Origin of the sequence: Amantichitinum ursilacus (genome assembly GCF_001294205.1) — a bacterium.
Lineage (GTDB): Bacteria > Pseudomonadota > Gammaproteobacteria > Burkholderiales > Chitinibacteraceae > Amantichitinum > Amantichitinum ursilacus.
Map to the genome: position 1 here is coordinate 63,366 of NZ_LAQT01000001.1, position 15,792 is coordinate 79,157.

General features: G+C 60.6%; 12 protein-coding genes. 3 read left to right on the plus strand and 9 right to left on the minus strand.

From position 1 onward, the window contains the following. Window positions 1-55: 55 nt before the first annotated feature. Complete coding sequence (locus tag WG78_RS00285) at window positions 56-1,804, plus strand: ArnT family glycosyltransferase (protein ID WP_053935786.1); 1,749 nt, start codon at window positions 56-58, stop codon at window positions 1,802-1,804. Between the two features lie 77 nt (window positions 1,805-1,881). On the opposite strand, the gene WG78_RS00290 is transcribed toward WG78_RS00285, so the two are convergent. From WG78_RS00290 to WG78_RS00320, 7 genes are all read right to left on the minus strand, one after another. Then, on the minus strand, window positions 1,882-2,925 hold the full coding sequence (locus tag WG78_RS00290) for a bifunctional UDP-4-keto-pentose/UDP-xylose synthase (RefSeq protein ID WP_053935787.1): 1,044 nt from the start codon (window positions 2,923-2,925) through the stop codon (window positions 1,882-1,884). After that, window positions 2,922-3,863, minus strand: a complete 942-nt coding sequence (locus WG78_RS00295; RefSeq protein ID WP_053935788.1) for a formyltransferase — start codon at window positions 3,861-3,863, stop codon at window positions 2,922-2,924. Before WG78_RS00295 ends, WG78_RS00290 begins: the two co-directional genes overlap by 4 nt. Continuing rightward, window positions 3,860-4,804, minus strand: coding sequence for a glycosyltransferase (locus WG78_RS00300; protein WP_053935789.1), 945 nt, complete (start codon window positions 4,802-4,804; stop codon window positions 3,860-3,862). Before WG78_RS00300 ends, WG78_RS00295 begins: the two co-directional genes overlap by 4 nt. An 83-nt stretch (window positions 4,805-4,887) precedes the next feature. Next, a complete protein-coding gene (locus tag WG78_RS00305) occupies window positions 4,888-6,012 on the minus strand; it encodes a DegT/DnrJ/EryC1/StrS family aminotransferase (protein ID WP_053935790.1) in 1,125 nt (374 codons plus the stop codon). Window positions 6,013-6,021: 9 nt separating this feature from the next. After that, window positions 6,022-6,393 (minus strand): SMR family transporter, encoded by a 372-nt coding sequence (locus WG78_RS00310; protein ID WP_053935791.1) that lies wholly within the window; start codon window positions 6,391-6,393, stop codon window positions 6,022-6,024. After that, a complete protein-coding gene (locus WG78_RS00315) occupies window positions 6,390-8,033 on the minus strand; it encodes a glycosyltransferase family 39 protein (protein WP_053935792.1) in 1,644 nt (547 codons plus the stop codon). Before WG78_RS00315 ends, WG78_RS00310 begins: the two co-directional genes overlap by 4 nt. A gap of 107 nt (window positions 8,034-8,140) precedes the next feature. Beyond that, a complete protein-coding gene (locus tag WG78_RS00320; RefSeq protein WP_161805039.1) occupies window positions 8,141-10,843 on the minus strand; it encodes a hybrid sensor histidine kinase/response regulator in 2,703 nt (900 codons plus the stop codon). A gap of 336 nt (window positions 10,844-11,179) precedes the next feature. Here WG78_RS00320 and WG78_RS00325 point away from each other — a divergent pair, with 336 nt between their 5' ends. Then, complete coding sequence (locus tag WG78_RS00325) at window positions 11,180-12,343, plus strand: oxygenase MpaB family protein (protein WP_053935794.1); 1,164 nt, start codon at window positions 11,180-11,182, stop codon at window positions 12,341-12,343. Between the two features lie 2 nt (window positions 12,344-12,345). Beyond that, window positions 12,346-13,080, plus strand: coding sequence for a transmembrane-type terpene cyclase (locus WG78_RS00330; RefSeq protein WP_053935795.1), 735 nt, complete (start codon window positions 12,346-12,348; stop codon window positions 13,078-13,080). A gap of 154 nt (window positions 13,081-13,234) precedes the next feature. On the opposite strand, the gene WG78_RS00335 is transcribed toward WG78_RS00330, so the two are convergent. Together WG78_RS00335 and WG78_RS00340 are read right to left on the minus strand one after the other, a co-directional pair. Continuing rightward, window positions 13,235-14,482 carry an O-antigen ligase family protein gene (locus WG78_RS00335; RefSeq protein ID WP_053935796.1) on the minus strand — a complete coding sequence of 416 codons (1,248 nt, stop codon included), beginning with the start codon at window positions 14,480-14,482 and terminating at the stop codon, window positions 13,235-13,237. Beyond that, on the minus strand, window positions 14,479-15,537 hold the full coding sequence (locus tag WG78_RS00340) for a glycosyltransferase family 4 protein (protein ID WP_083458654.1): 1,059 nt from the start codon (window positions 15,535-15,537) through the stop codon (window positions 14,479-14,481). The genes WG78_RS00335 and WG78_RS00340 overlap by 4 nt, the downstream gene beginning before the upstream one ends. Window positions 15,538-15,792: the final 255 nt, after the last annotated feature.

Sequence of the window (15,792 nt, forward strand, 5' to 3'; positions counted from 1 at the left end):
CGGCGTTTACCCACCCATCTTTCGTTCCAGCCACTGACTCTGTACAACAAAAACAATGCGCGATCTTAACTTCTCGGGCTGGCGTAACAACGCGGCGGCCCGCATTCCGGCAGTGCCCTTGCTGGGCTTGCTGTTGCTGGTGCTGGCGTGGGTATTGCCCGGCCTGATTGGCCATCAGCCGTGGAAACCGGACGAGGGCTATACCTTTGGCCTGGTGCAGCATATTGCGGCCAGCGGCGACTGGGTGGTGCCCATGCTGGCGGGCGAGCCGTTTATGGAAAAGCCGCCGATCTTTTTCATCACTGCCAGTTGGTGCCTGCAGGCGTTTGGCGGCGTGCTGCCATTGCACGATGCGGCGCGGCTAGCTGCGGGCATCTGGCTGAGCATCGCACTGGCCGGTCTGGCCCTGGCGGCGCGCCTGGTGTACGGCAAGCAGGCCGGGCGCTGGGCCATCGTGGTGGCGCTGGGCTGCCTTGGATTGCCATTGCGCGCGCATCAACTGATTACCGATATCGCGTTGTTTGCCGGGATTGCGTGGGGGCTGTACGCCAAGTTGCTGGCGCCCTCGCGGCCGGTGCTGGCGGGCGTGTTGCTGGGTGTGGCGGGCGCGGTGGCGTTGCTAGCCAAGGGCTTGCTGGGTCCGGGGCTGATCGGGCTGACGGCGTTGGTGCTGCCGCTGCTGAGCCCCACTTATCGCAATCGCCGCTATGCATGGACACTGGGCCTGGCCTTGCTGGTGGGATTGCCGTTGCCCGCGCTGTGGATGTGGAGCCTGTACCAACGCAGCGCCGACCTGTTCAATTTATGGTTATGGGTTAACAACCTCGGCCGCTTTAACGGCACCGCACACCTGGGGCCGCATGCCCAACATCTGTTCTATTTCCGCACCTTGCCGTGGTACGCGTTTCCGGCCTTGCCGCTGGCCTTGCTCGCGCTGTGGCGCGCCCGGCGCGGCACTGTGCGGATTGCGGGATCGGCGCTGTTGCCGGTGCTGCTGGCGTTTGGGGTCGGCCTGACCGTGCTTAGCCTGGCCGCCGATGCGCGCGAGTTGTACGCCATGCCCTTGCTCGCGCCGCTGGCCATTCTGGCGGTGGGCGCGCTGGTGGAATATCCGCAACCGGTGTTGCGCTGGCGCATTGCATCTGCGGTGACTTTGCTGCTGAGCGTGGTGCTGGTGGCGCTGATCGTCGTCTGCGGCTTTGCGCTGGCCAGTGGCGCGCCCGCCGGACTGGCGCACTGGCTGGTTACGCGCCGGTTTATCGGCTGGCAACCCGCATGGTATTGGCAAGGCTGGCTGGCCTACGCGCTCATCCTGGCGCTGGTGCTCGGCTTCTGGCGCGCGGTTAGCGCGGGCACGCCGGCTGGCTTTGCCTGGCGCTGGTTCTTACTGGTGGTGGCCCTATGGGGCGGCTTGTCGACGCTATGGCTGCCCGCGTTCGACCACGTCATGCGCTACCGCGAAACCTTTTTGCAACTGCAGCCGCGTCTGGCGCAATTGCAGCAGCAACAGCAATGTGTGGCCAGCTACCGCTTTGGCGAACCGCAACGCGCCATGCTCGATTATTACGATCACTTCCGCACGCTGCGCGTCGAAACCCAACCCGCCGCGTGGAATTGCCGTTGGCTGCTGGTAGGCAGCGAAGACGGCCAGTTGCCCGCCGCCGTCACCGCGCGCCAATTGCAACCCGTGCAAATCGCCGTGCGCCCCGGCGACGCGCGCGACCGCTTTATGCTGTTCCAGTTGCCCGGCACGGTGAATGAGCTTTGGCCGCAGGATGAGATTCGCAGGGCGGTGGGTAAGTAAGCGCCGCGATGCCCAATAAAAAACCACCCCGCAGGGTGGTTTTTTTTCGTGGCGATCGCCAGGCCAGAAGCCGTAGATCAATCCACCAGTTCTTTCGCCGCGCCCACCTGGTCTTTGTACGCGTCAAAGATGCCTTTCAGCGCGTCGGCCATATTGGTTTTCGGGGCCCAGTTCAGATCGGTCTTGGTGTTGTCGATCTTCGGTACGCGGTTTTGCACGTCCTGGTAGCCCTTGCCGTAGTACTCGGCGGAGGTGGTTTCCACCACTTGTACCTTGGCCACGCCGTCGGCGTATTCCGGGTATTGCTTGGCCAGGTCAACCATCATGCTGGCCAGGTCGCGCACCGAGTAATTGTTGGTCGGGTTACCGATGTTGTAGATCTGGCCGGTGGCCACGCCATCCTTGTTTTCGATGATTTTCATCAGCGCGTCGATGCCGTCATCGATGTAGGTAAAGGCGCGTTTTTGATGGCCGCCGTCAACCAGCTTGATGGTTTCGCCGCGGGCGATGTGGCCCAGGAACTGGGTGATCACGCGGCTGGAGCCCTCTTTCGGCGTGTGGATGTTATCGAGGCCAGCGCCAATCCAGTTAAACGGACGGAACAGCGTGTAGTTAAGACCGGCTTCCATGCCATAGGCGTGGATGACGCGGTCCATCAGTTGCTTGGAGCAGCTGTAAATCCAGCGCGGCTTGTTGATCGGGCCGCAGATCAGTTCGGAGTTGTCCGGATCAAATTCTTCGTCGTGGCACATGCCGTACACCTCGGAGGTGGACGGGAAAACCAGATGCTTTTTGTACTGCACTGCCTGGCGCACGATGGGCAGGTTGGCTTCAAAGTCGAGTTCGAACACGCGCAGCGGGGCGTTGACGTAGGTGGACGGGGTAGCGATGGCCACCAGCGGCAGCACCACATCACACTTCTTCACGTGGTATTCGATCCACTCTTTATTGATGGTGATGTCACCTTCAAAGAAGTGGAAACGCGGGTGATCCAGGAATTCACCAATCTTGTTGGTGAACATGTCCATGCCGAACACTTCCCAGTCGGTCGTTTCGAGAATGCGTTTGGTCAGATGATGGCCGATAAAGCCGTTTACACCGAGGATCAGCACTTTTTTCATGGGTTCACTTCCTTAGTAGGCAACAGCGGCAGCACGCCGCCAGCATAGCGGGCAAGGCTGGACGCGGACAGCTTGTGGCCGTCGAGTTCAGCGTCCAGCAGCTGCAGCACACTGCCATCCGGCGTGGTCAGCAGCAGGTTTTTTTCGTCGGCGGCAATCATACCTTGATCGCCCACCGCATTACGTAACGGTAAGACACGCGTGCGCCACAACACCAGACGGCCGGCCGGAATATCGGCAAACGCGCCGGGGTAGGGCCGGGTAACCGAGCGCACCAGATTATGGATACGCAGCGCGCCCTGGTTCCAGTCGATGCGGCCATCTTCGGCTTTGCGGCCGCCAAAATAGCCGCCCTGGCTCAGGTCTTGCAGCTTCAGTTGTTCGGTGCCGGCCAGTAACTGCGGTACCGCGCGGTACAGGCAGATTTCCGCCGCAACGGTCACTTTCTCAAACACTTCCTGCGCCGTGTCGTCAGGCAGGATGGGCACGGCTTGCTGGTCGACGATCGGGCCATTGTCCGGCTTGATGTTCATTACGTGCAGCGTTGCGCCGGTTTCGGTTTCGCCGTGGATGATGGCCCAGTTCACCGGCACGCGGCCGCGATACTGCGGCAGCAGCGAGCCATGCATGTTGTACGCGCCACGGCGCGCACTGGCCAGCAGCGGCGCTTTCAGCATATGGCGGTAGTAAAACGAGAACAGGAAATCAGCATCCAGCCCGGCCACCTGCGCTTCCACTTCCGGCGTGTTCGGGTCAGCCGGGGTGATGTAGGGAATGCCGTGTTCTTCGCATACCTGCGCTACCGAGCCAAACCAGATGTTCTCGGCCGGGTTGTCCTCGTGCGTCACCACCAGGTCCACCTGTACGCCGCGCGCCAGCAGCACTTTCAGACAGCGCACGCCCACGTTGTGATAGGCAAAGACGACTGCGCGGCTCATTCGGATTCCTTTTGCTGCAGGATGGCCGACACCAGATAGCGCGGACGTTGACGCACTTCGTGATAGATGCGGCCGATGTATTCACCGAGCAGGCCGATGCCAAACAGCGCCAGGCCGATCAGGAAGAACGCAATCGCAAACAGCGTAAACAGGCCGCCTTCTTCCGGCCCGATGATCAGGCGGCGCACCAGCAGCACCACCACCAGCACTGACGAGGCAAACGACACGCCCATGCCCACCATCGAAAAGGCCTGCAGCGGCACAATCGAAAAGCCGGTCATCAAATCAAAGTTAAGCCGGATCAGGCTGTACAAGGAATATTTGGATTCGCCCGCGTGGCGTTCTTCGTGGCCGACGATCACTTCGGTCGGGTTTTGCGAAAACGAATAGGCCAGCGCCGGGATAAACGTATGCATTTCGGCGCACTGGTTAATGGTGTCGACGATGCGGCGATCATAGGCGCGCAGCATGCAGCCCTGGTCGGTCATCTTGATGCGGGTCAGTTTTTCGCGGAGGCGGTTCATGGCGCGGCTGGCCACGTGGCGCCACACCGAATCATTGCGCTGACGCCGGATCGAGCCAACGTAGTCATAGCCCTGGTCCATCTGGTCCAGCAGCGTCTTGATATCTTCGGGCGGGTTTTGCAGATCGGCGTCCAGCGTCACGATCTGTTTGCCGCGCGAATATTCAAAGCCGGCCAGGATGGCGCGATGCTGGCCAAAGTTGCCGTTAAACAGCACCACGCGCGTCACATCGGGCCGCTTGTGAAACTGGTCGGCCAGGATGGCGGGCGATTTATCGCGGCTGCCGTCGTTAACAAAGATGATCTCGTAGCTTTTGCCCAGCGCGTCCAGCGCCGGGTACAAGCGGTCAAACAGCGCTTGCAGGCCGGATTCTTCGTTGTAAACCGGGATAACTATCGAAACGAGGGGTGCGCTCATATCAGGCTTTATAGTGCATTGTCATTAAGGGTTGCGTCCGCCCGGCGCTTGGCGCGGGCGCGCAACCGTATTGTTGTGGAGACTTACTTGAGCACGGCGCGCAACACGTTGCTCAGCGCCGTGCACACGCGCGTGACATCACTGTCCTGCATGGCCGGGAACAGCGGCAACGAAATCGTGCTGGCGCCTACGTGTTCGGCATGCGGGAACATGCCTTCGGCAAAGCCGCGTGCGCGATACAGGCTGAACAAATGCAGCGCCGGATAATGGATGCCAACACCGATGCCTTGCGCATGCATGCGCGCGATAAAGTCTGCGCGGCCGGTGTTCATCTGCGCCAGCGGCAGCAAGGGCTGGAACATGTGCCAGTTGCTGTCGGCGGATTGCAGCGGCAGTTCCAGTCCCAGATTGCGGTCGATTTGCGCAAAATACATATCCGCCAAGGCTTTGCGGCGCGCGTTAAAGGCGTCCAGATGCTTGAGCTGGCCCAGGCCGACGGCGGCCGACACATCAGTCAGGTTGTATTTGCCGCCGGGCAAATCGCAATCCATGGTGCCATCGGGAAAGCGCGTTACACCTTGCAGACGCCATTTTTCAAATTCGCGTGCCTCGGCCTCGTTATTCAGCACCAACGCACCGCCTTCGGTGGTGGTCATGTTCTTGTTGGGATGAAACGAGATCGAACACAAATCGCCAAAGCTGCCCACGCGCTTGCCGTTCCACGTCGCGCCTTGCGATTGCGCTGCGTCTTCCAGCACGCGCAGACCATGCTTTTGGGCGATGGCATACAGGCGATCACGGTCCACCGGCAAACCAGCCAGATCCACCGGCAGGATGGCCTTGGTGCGCGGCGTAATGGCCGCTTCCACTTTGGCCAGATCGATATTGCGTGTGGCCGGGTCGATATCCACCAGTACGGGCGTGGCGCCGGCATTGAGGATGATGTTGGTGGTGGCCACCCACGTCATCGGCGTGGTGATGACTTCGTCGCCCGCGCCGATGCCCATCAGGCGCAGCGCAATTTCCATCGCGCCGGTGGCGGAATTGACCACGCGCACCGGGCGACCGCCAAAGTAGTCCGACAAGCCGGCTTCCAGCAATTTGACCTTGGGGCCGCTGGTAATCCAGCCGCTACGCAGCACATTGGCGACGTCGGCGATGGTGTCTTCGTCGATGCTGGGACGGGTAAAAGGCAGGTATTCAGTCATGATTTGAACTTAGCTCCGGGCAACCAGATAGACGCCGACAAGAATGATGGCCACGCCGGACAGCTTTTGGGTCGACAACGCCTCCCCAAATAACTGCCAGGCCAGAAATACGTTGACGACATAACCGAGCGACAGCATCGGATACGCCACGCTGACTTCCACGCGCGATAGCGCCAGAATCCACACCACCAGGCTGATGGCATAGCAGCACAGGCCACCAAATACATAGGGGTTGGTGGCGATCTGCCAGCCAATCGGGATCGCATTGCTGATCGAAAAATCAAAATGTCCCACCTGGCGGGTGCCGGCTTTCAAGAGCAACTGGGCGGCTGCATTCAACAGCACGCCAAATACTATCAAGGCAAATTCAGCGAGTTTCATGGTTTGACGATCACAGTGCGACGCGGGTCGCTGACCGCAACGCGCATGGGCAAGCCACGCTGTTGCAATTGTTGATAAATATCTTTGGAGACCACCGCCATCGGCTGCGGCTCTTTATTCCAATGCGCCGTAAAGGCATCCAGCGTCATGAACTTGTCGGGCTCGGATTTCTGGCCCATGGCAAATTCGTCGGTGTATTCCACAAACTGCAGTGTGCGCTTTAAATAAAACGGCAAGCTCTGATCGTAGTAGCCAATGGCGTACAGCGTGGTTTGCGGCGTGATCTGCTTTTGCATGTCTTGCGCCAGGTAATACGCGCTATTGGTATGCGCATACGATTCATGGCCCAGCATCGGCAATTGCAATCCCAGCAAAGCGCCCCCCGCCGTCACGGCAATCGCCAGGCAATTGCGGCCCTTATTGGCCAGCCAGAAGCTGATTAAAGCGGTAGCCAGCAACACGATGCCTGCCGGAATCAACCACCCGGCAAAGGCGGCATTATAAATCTGCGGGGTTTTTTCGCTACTCAGGCGCGCCACCATGGGCGCCGCCACCAGCGTGGCCATGCCGGGCAGGGCCAGCCAGCCCAGATGCCAGCGCAGCGCACGCGACGACAAACGCGTAAGCACTTGCGCGCTTAGCATGGCCAGCGCCGGAAAAATCGGCAGGATATAAGACGGCAGCTTGGAATCCGAGCGCGAAAAAAACACAAAAATAAACACCGCCCAGATCAACAGGAATCGATTGGGCTGGAAGTGTTCACCCGCAGACTTAGCCCAGCCCTGGCGTAATGCTTGTGGCAACACACTGAGCCACGGCATTAATCCGGCCAGCAGATACGGCACGAAATACCACCATGCGCCGGTGCGATGGTGTTCGGTGGTTAAAAAGCGCTGGAAATGCTCGTGGATAAAAAAGAAGTAAGCGAATTCAGAATTGGCTTGGGAGACCGCCACAAACCAAGGTGCGGTAATCAGCAATAACAGCAGCAAGCCTTTGCCGATATGCAATTTAAGCCATAGCCGCGCATCCAGATTGATCAGCGAATACAACACCAATACTGCGCCCGGCAACACAATGCCAATCAGGCCTTTGGACAATACGGCCAGGCCCATGGCGGCCCAGCATAACAACATGTAATTGCGGTTCTCTGTCTTGCTGGCGGCATCGCGCTGCGCCAGCATGAATGCGCCCATGGCAATGCTCATAAACGCGCTGACGCCCATATCCAGCGAATTGAAATGGCCATTGGCCATCCACCAGGTACAACTGCCCAGCACCATGGCGGCAGTCAGGCCGACGCGCTCGCCCCACAATTTGCGGCTGACAAAAAAGGCGAACAGCACTGCGGCAAAGCCGGTCAGGCCCGTCCACAGGCGGGCGGCAAATTCGTTCTGGCCCAGCACGCTATAACTGGCGGCCGTGGCCCAGTATTGCAGCGCCGGCTTCTCAAAGTACTTGATGCCGTTAAGGCGCGGCGTCAGCCAGTCACCACTCACCACCATCTCGCGCGCGATCTCGGCGTAACGGCCTTCATCCGGCGTGATCACCTTGCGATAGCCCAGCGTGCTGAACCACATCGCAGCAAACAGCAACAAGGCCAGCCAGCGCGCCGCGCGGCTCTGGACAAACTGATTCATAGGAATAGGGAGGGGCCGAAACCGCGCATTGTACCCGATGCTGCGCGCGTTGATGTTGTCGCGGTCATCGCGGCTACGGGCGCGCCAAACCGGGGCAATGGCGCGCCCTAGCTGGTGACCGCTCGCTGATCACGCTGGCGTTTGGCCAGGGCGGCCTCGGCCGCGGCCAGTTCGAGTTGCACGGCAGCCAGGCGATCGGCTTCCGGTGTCTGCTCCAGCCGCGCCAACGCCTGCATCAGCCGGTTGGAGCCAATCTGGCCCGCTATACCCTTGGCGCTATGCGCGTGGCGGATGCGATCGTCGGGGCTGGTGTCGTCCACAAACGCTTCCATCAGGGCGGCGATGCGATCGAGGCCACGGCGGGCAAAGGTCATGGCGCGCGGGATGTCGTAGCCGAGCGCTTCGGCGGCTTCTTCCAGGTTAAGCGGCTGCGAGCTGGGCGGAATCGGACTGCCGCTGCGTGGTTTGCCCGCCACGGCTTCCAGCAAGGCATTGCGGGTAAACGGTTTGCCGATCCAGCGATCGACGCCAGCCTCGGTCAGTTCGGCCTCATCCAGCGAATGGCCCGCGCTAACCAGCAAGAACAAGCCATTGAAGTTGAGCTTGCGCACGCTGCGGGCAAACTGCACGCCGTTCATGAAGGGCATGTGGAAGTCGGCCGCGATGGTGTCGATTTCGGGGTGCGCGCGCCACACGCCCAACGCATCGATGCCATCTTCGGCAGTCAACACGGTGGCGCCCGCGCGCGTCAGGATGTCGCTGAGCAAATCGCGGTTGATCGGCTGGTCTTCTGCGATCAGCACGGTGCGGCCTTCCAGCTTGTCTTGCCAGCGCGCCACGGGCGAGCGTTCTTCGGCTGCCGCGGTGGGCGTTACTGGCACGTGTACGCTAAACGTGGTGCCGATGCCGGGCTCGCTGGCCAGCTGGATATGCCCGCCCATCAAGCGCGCAAAGTCGCGGCAGATGGACAAGCCCAGACCCGCGCCGCCTGCGCGCCGGCCCGCAGCGGCTTGTTCAAACGGGGCGAACACCAGTTCTGCGTCTTGTCGCGAAATGCCCGGGCCGGTGTCGCTGACGTGGGCCGAGAGCCAATGACCATCGGCGCGTTCTTCATGCGCCAGATGCACGCTGACCGAGCCTTCGTCGGTCAGCTTGATGGCATTACCGATCAGGTTGACCAATATCTGCCGCCATTTGTTGGCATCCAGCCGGTACCAGCCGTGCGCTTCCACGCTAATGCCAAAGGCCAGGCCGCGCCGGGCTGCTTGTTCATGGAACAAACCATGCAACTGGCGTACCAGTGTGCTGATCGACATTGGTGTTTCATACAGTTTGACGTGCCCGGCTTCGAGCTTGCTGGCGTCCAGCACGTTGCCAATCAGGCTGAGCAAATAGTCGCCACTGTCCCCGATGCGCGATAGCCACTGCGCTTGCGGCGTGGTCAGCGCGCGCTCGTCCTGCAGCCGTTCGACATAACCGAGGATGGCGGTCAGCGGGGTGCGGATTTCGTGGCTGACATGGGCGAGGAACGTGGTCTTGGCGCGGTTGGCGGCTTCGGCTTCGTAGCGCGCGGTTTCGAGTTCGGCGGTGCGTTGCTGCACCAGCGCTTCCAGATGGCCGGCCTGCGCTTCCAGATGCAGGCGGTAGGCGGTTTCGGCGGCTTCTTTACGCTGGCGCAGATCGCGCACGCGTAAGGCCATCGCCACGCTGAACAGCAACATTTCGATAATGATGCCGTAGAAAATAAAACGGTAAGTAAACGCGGTGTGTTCGATCAGGCCGTAATCGCGCAAACCCCAAGTGACCACCAGCGACACCGAATAGGTGGCCCATGCCGCCAGAAACAACCATGCGCCGCCAATGCGCGCGCGGATGGCCTTGATGCTGGCGGCGATATAAATCAGAAAGCCGATGCCGCCCAGGTTGAGTGCTTCCAGCGCAAATTGCGCGTGGCCAGTCAACGCGCCCAGGCTGCTGATGCCGCCAATCACCGCAATCGCCAGCAAGGCGTAATCCAGCGTGCGACTGAGTTTGTTGGTTTGCAGGTAGTGGCGCACAAACTGCGCGGCGCAGATGTAATAGATGCCGCTGCAGAAAAACAGCGCGGTATAGCTGAAATGGCCGTTCCACAACAGCAGTGGCCACACACCGGTGGCGCTATGAAACGACACCGTCAGCATCACCAGGTTAAGCGCGTAATACAGAAACGCCTTGTCGCGCGTGGCGGCAAAGCCAATAAAGGCGGCAAACGCCACCAGTGCCATCATGCCGATCATGCCGCCCAGCAAGAACATCTCGTGCGTGTTGGCGCGCGCAAAGGCGCTGTGGCTCCAGATGCGTACGGCGGAATAGATCGGGCCCGCCATATCGGCATGGTCGTTAAACACCACGCGCATCAAATATTCTTGCTGCGCGTGCGGTGGCAGTGTTTCGGGAAAGGCCGGGCGGATCGTGGGCAGCGGGCGACTGGCTTCGGTTTCGCTATTGGCAAAATCCTGGGCGCGCCATGGCAACTGGCTGCCCGCGGGGCGCGAATACAAGCTGACGCGACCAATCAAACCATCGGTGTATTCAATGCGCACGGGCAGATTGTTGTCGGTGCGATTGTTTAGCTGAAAGCGAAACCACCAGGCGTCGCGGCTGTAACCACGTGAGCGCGCCATGCCTTGCGGGCTGGCAAAACCGCCGTGCTGTAGCGTGCTGACGGCCTGGTCGATGGTGGCGCTGCGGCTGGTGTCGCGCCACAGGGTCAGGTCGCGGTCGATTTCAATGCCGTCGGTGTCAGGGCTGACGTCCAGGGCGTAAGCCATCTGGGTCAGCGCCAGCGCGCACAGTAGCGCTAACCACCAACAAAATGACGCGCTACGTCCGCGCCAGCCTGAAAAAACCATCCCGATCCCGCTTGTTCTCAAAAGTATCTGATTGTAAGGCGGCGCCTTACCGGCGACATGTGTACAGGGAATATGCATTGCGAGCAATGGATATCTATGTCGTTGTCATAGGCGGCTGGTTACATCAAAGCGTGGCGCCGCAGGGTGCGGCCGATTGAGGCATCCACGCAACGGCTTGCGTTAATGACAATGGCTTGCAGCAGCATGCCTATTATCATCACGGGCGACAAAAATAATTTGTAAGGGTGTTGCCTGATGAGTAAGCCAATCTGGTCCGATGCAGCGTTGGATGCGCTGAAACAAACCGGCGATCCACTGGCCGATGACTGCATGGCCGCGCTGATTGCCCACGGCGAAAGCGCACACGCCAACGCGGTGCTTAGCCAGATGGAAACCGACGCCGCGTGGCCGGACGATATACCGCCAGAGTTACGCGCGTATCTCGACGCGACCGCCGGTTTGCCCGCCAGCGTGGACATGCGCCGCATCGAGAGCGCGCAGGCGTTCTTCACAGCCTTCGGCATCCAGTTTGGCGTGAGCCTGCTGTGCCGATCGCTGCCTGTGCTGTACGCGGGCAAAAAGGGCGGCGCGCAGGTGCTGGCTTCCACCGGCAAGCTGACCAACCAGTTTCAGCGTCGCGCCTCCGAAACCTTGCGCTTTATCCTCAATGCCGCCGAACCGGGCGGGCTGAACCCCGGCGGCAAAGGCCTGCTGACCATCCGCAAAGTGCGGTTGATGCATGCGGCGATTCGTTTCTACGCCAAGCGCACCCACGGTTGGCCCGCCAAGGACTGGCCCGCCGAGTGGGGCGAACCGGTTAATCAGGAAGAACTGGTCGGCACCATGCTGGCGTTTTCACTGGAGGCCGTGGCCGGGCTGCGCGCCATGGGCGTCAAGGTGAGCAAGCAGCAAGAAGAAGACCAGCTGTATCTGTGGAAAACCATCGGCCTGGTGCTGGGCATTGTGCCGCAAGCCATGCCGCGCCACGCCAGCGATGGCAACAAGATCTGGAAGGCCTTGGGCCGTCGCAACTTCGGGCCTTCCGAGGCGGGCCGCATGCTGACGCAGTCGCACGTGGCGTTTTTGCAAGAAAACCTGCCGCACGAGATGCGCGGCCTGGTGCCGGATCTGATGGTGCAACTGCTGGGCCGCAAGGTGGCGGCGATGCTGGGCCTGCGCGCCAGCGTGTGGTGGGACTGGCTGATCGATCTGGCGCGCATCGTGTTCCGCATCAAATCCCGCCTGGCCGACAGTTCACACACGGTGGAGAGCTTTATGGGGGCGTACGGCCAGCGCCTGATGGAAGCCCTGCAAAAATACTGGGCCGGGCCCAATGCGGGCCGACCGTTCCAGATCCCGGACCAGCCCTTGCATCCCGTCCTGAAAAACCAACCCGAAACCGTACCCGCACAGGTTTGATCATGTCTTCTTTGTTAAATACCGCTGCTAACGATCCGAACGCGCTGTTTAATACCATTAGCGTGGATGGCAGCCATTACACCTTGCTACAACTGGGCTTTTTTGCTGTCGGTTGTTTGTTGTGGGTGGTGGCCTATGTTTACGTGCTGCTGCAGGCGCACAAATTTAAAGTGGTCGAGATGGCTGTGCTGGCGGGCGCCAGCAATCTGGCGTGGGAATTTGTCTGGGGCGTGTTGTTGCGCACCGATATGGGCGTGTTCCTGGTCTGGACTTATCGTGCGTGGCTGTTTTTTGATCTGTTTATCTTCTGGCAAATCATCAAGTTGGGGCACGAGCAGTTCACCACGCCGTTGTTCAGACGCGGCTACAACTGGATTATCGGCGCGACCGTGGTCTTTTTTGTGCTGGTGTACTGGGGCATGACCTTGTCGGGCATCGATACGCCGATCGGCGCGCGCTCGGCCTATGTGTGCCAGTTTGTGATCAGCGTGTTGTGCCTGATCTTGCTGGTGCAGCAGCCGTCCACCGTGGGCTATGCGTGGCGTATTACCTGGTTGCGTAGCCTGGGCACTTTGCTGGTGTCGGTGTTTATGGTTTTGCATTATCCCGGCGATGTGTTCTTGCTGATGCTTTGCGCCGGCTCAACGCTGCTGGATGGCGCTTATTGCTGGCTGTACTGGAAAGGCGCAGATGTGAAGGCGGCGCGCTTGCTGGCGGCGGCGCCGGTGGCGGCTTGATGCAGTTGGGGTGATCGCATAAATAAAAATGGCGCCGGGCAATTTGCCTTGGCGCCATTTTTTTATTGCCGGATGGGGCGTCCTTCCTGGGAGGTTCCTGCAGCTCGGGGGGCGGAGTATTGCCTTCAAGCGGGCGGACAAATGTGGGTGGCGCTTATGCCGGGGGATAAACGTTGTGGCGGCGAAGTTCCGCAGCCAGCATGCCCAGCAGCGTCACCATCACCATCGCGTAAAACGAAGTGGTCATCGCCACAATAAACAGCACTTCGGTCCAGCCAAAGATAAAGAAGCCGCCCGCCAGCGCCAGGCCCATACGCGCGATGCCAGCCACTTGGGGCAGCGGGCTATTGCGATAGCGCCAGAACAGCAGGGCCGGGCAGACATACAGGCACAGCAAAAACACCGCACCGATCAGACCGGTTTCGGCCAGCGACGAAATCACTTCGTTATGCGCGTGCGAAAACGAGGAGGCCAGCGGGCTGATCACGCCTTGTTGCGCCAGCGTTTCCAGCGTCGGCTTGAGCAAACCTTTGCCCACCCCCAGCCACGGATGCTGGCTGAATACATGCAGCGCGCTTTGCCACAATTGGGTACGCAGGCCGATCGAGGTGTCGCGGTTGCCGTGCGCCAGCAATTGCAGATCGCTGCTGGCGGCCTGGAAGCGCGAGGCAAACATCGGATCAAACTGCGCCAGCAAAAACCCGGTCAGCAAGATCAGCAGCAACAAAGACATCCACGCGCGCCACGGCATGCGCAGCAGCACGGCAAACAGGGGCACCGCCACCCAACCACCGCGCGACGCTGACAACACGCTGGCGGCCAGCCCGGCCAGTGCGCCGATCATGGCCAGCACATCCACGCGCGACGGTTGCCGCCAGCGGCTGATGCCATACAGCGGCAGCACGCCCAATAGCAAGGCGATATCGCCATACGGAATGGCATTGGTAAACGGATTGGCCGCGCGCGGTTCGCCGGTTTGATGCATAAACAGCAGGCCCGCCGTCAACGCGGCAATCGCGCCCAGGCTGCTGCCGATACGCAAGACGCGGGCATTAACACCCGGCAGACTGGCCAAGGCAAACGCGACGGGAATTGAACCGAGAAAACGCAGTTGCGCATCGAAAGCGCGCGGTTGCACGCCGGGCATGGTGCCCACTTGTAGCGCCACCAGCAGCGGCCACGCTACAAAACCCAGCAACGCCCAGCGCCATTGGCGTGGCGGCAGATGCGGCCGCGCAATCAGCAGCCAGGCAACGCTGGACACCAACATCAGGGCCAGGCATGCATTGGTAACGCCGCGCAGACACAAAATGCTGAATAAACCGACGAGCAGCAGCGCGCTAAACCACAACGTAAAGCCGGATTGCAGGCGCGGATGACGGGCTAACAAGGCCTGGTTCATGCGGCCTCCCGCCAGGCATCCAGCAGTGCTTGCGCATGGGTGCGGGTGTCGGTGGCATAACTGATGTGACTGGCAGGCTGGCGCAATCGGGCCGTGCCTTGCCGTACGCGTTGCACGGCGCTGGCGACGGCGCGGGCCAGGCCTTCAGCGTCTTGCGCGCCAAAGTTGATCTGCGCCGCGTCGTCCAGCACTTCGGTGCTGCCGATGCCATCGGCCAACAACACGGGCGTGCCACACAATACTGATTCGATGCCGACGAGGCCAAACGGCTCATAGGTGGAAGCCAGCACGGTAAAGTCGGCGGCCTGATAAATCTGTTCGATATCGGCGTGGTAACCCAAATACTGCACATTGCGCCACGTGCGCGGCAGCGGGCGGCCGACGACGGCCAGCGTTACCGGCAAATCGGTGCTTTCAAAAAAATGCGCCAGCGCAGGCAGGCCTTTGCGTTCGTGCGAAGACGACGGAAACGCAAAGATGATGCGGTCGCTGGGCCAGCCCAGTTGCTGGCGCAAAGCGGCGCGACGTTCGTCGTTGATGGGGCTAAAACGCTCGGCAGCGGCGGGCGGATAAATCACGCGGATTTTGCCGGGCGCCACGCCATAGTCGTCGATCAATTCGGTCTGCATGGCGCGCGAGTGCGCCACAATCAGCCGCGCATGCTGGTAATGCGCGCGTTCCAGCTTGATCTGCATGCGGTCTTTGCTGGTTTCCTGCTTGTGCGTGGCGCGCATAAAGCCGATATGGGTGCCGCCGCAGATGGCGATGTCGGCCGAAGCAATGCGGTTGCAGCCGATCAGCAGGTCCACGCCCGCGGCGCGTTGGCGTTTGGGCAGACGCGCAGCAAACCAGGCGTCGCGATAACGCGCTGGCAACCAGCGCACGTTGATCTGTTCTTTTTGCACCAGCCGGCAGGCGGGCAGGGTGTCGTCAAACCGCTTGGCAAAGAATACGGGCTGGATGCCCAGTGCCGTAAAACCGTCGACCAGGTCCATTGCATAGCGCTCAATACCGCCGCTCAAGCGCAAGGCGTGGGAAGAAATACCTAATTTCATTGCAGACCTGTGTAGGGCGTCATCGTCCGGTGCGCCGGGTTTTGATTCTTGACGGATGCGACTATCGACCGTCGCGCCCCACGATGCGGGGGACGGCCGCGAGCATAACCCTCAATGCGCTGTGCGGACAATGGCGGCTAGCGCCAGGTGTGGCCTGGAAAGATCAAAATACTTGCTTTTGCGGCCATCGTATCGCGCCCGTATCTCCGTCTGGCGTTGTGCAACTGCTGAGGTGCCAGATTGCCGCGGCCACCG

What these genes read in the sequence shown, in the direction of transcription:
- WG78_RS00295 (WP_053935788.1), bottom strand. Translation starts at nt 3,863, where the DNA reads ATGAGCCGCGCAGTCGTCTTTGCCTATCACAACGTGGGCGTGCGCTGT.
- WG78_RS00340 (WP_083458654.1), bottom strand. Translation starts at nt 15,537, where the DNA reads ATGAAATTAGGTATTTCTTCCCACGCCTTGCGCTTGAGCGGCGGTATT.
- WG78_RS00315 (WP_053935792.1), bottom strand. Translation starts at nt 8,033, where the DNA reads ATGAATCAGTTTGTCCAGAGCCGCGCGGCGCGCTGGCTGGCCTTGTTG.
- WG78_RS00310 (WP_053935791.1), bottom strand. Translation starts at nt 6,393, where the DNA reads ATGAAACTCGCTGAATTTGCCTTGATAGTATTTGGCGTGCTGTTGAAT.
- WG78_RS00290 (WP_053935787.1), bottom strand. Translation starts at nt 2,925, where the DNA reads ATGAAAAAAGTGCTGATCCTCGGTGTAAACGGCTTTATCGGCCATCAT.
- WG78_RS00305 (WP_053935790.1), bottom strand. Translation starts at nt 6,012, where the DNA reads ATGACTGAATACCTGCCTTTTACCCGTCCCAGCATCGACGAAGACACC.
- WG78_RS00325 (WP_053935794.1), top strand. Translation starts at nt 11,180, where the DNA reads ATGAGTAAGCCAATCTGGTCCGATGCAGCGTTGGATGCGCTGAAACAA.
- WG78_RS00320 (WP_161805039.1), bottom strand. Translation starts at nt 10,843, where the DNA reads ATGGCTTACGCCCTGGACGTCAGCCCTGACACCGACGGCATTGAAATC.
- WG78_RS00300 (WP_053935789.1), bottom strand. Translation starts at nt 4,804, where the DNA reads ATGAGCGCACCCCTCGTTTCGATAGTTATCCCGGTTTACAACGAAGAA.
- WG78_RS00285 (WP_053935786.1), top strand. Translation starts at nt 56, where the DNA reads ATGCGCGATCTTAACTTCTCGGGCTGGCGTAACAACGCGGCGGCCCGC.
- WG78_RS00330 (WP_053935795.1), top strand. Translation starts at nt 12,346, where the DNA reads ATGTCTTCTTTGTTAAATACCGCTGCTAACGATCCGAACGCGCTGTTT.
- WG78_RS00335 (WP_053935796.1), bottom strand. Translation starts at nt 14,482, where the DNA reads ATGAACCAGGCCTTGTTAGCCCGTCATCCGCGCCTGCAATCCGGCTTT.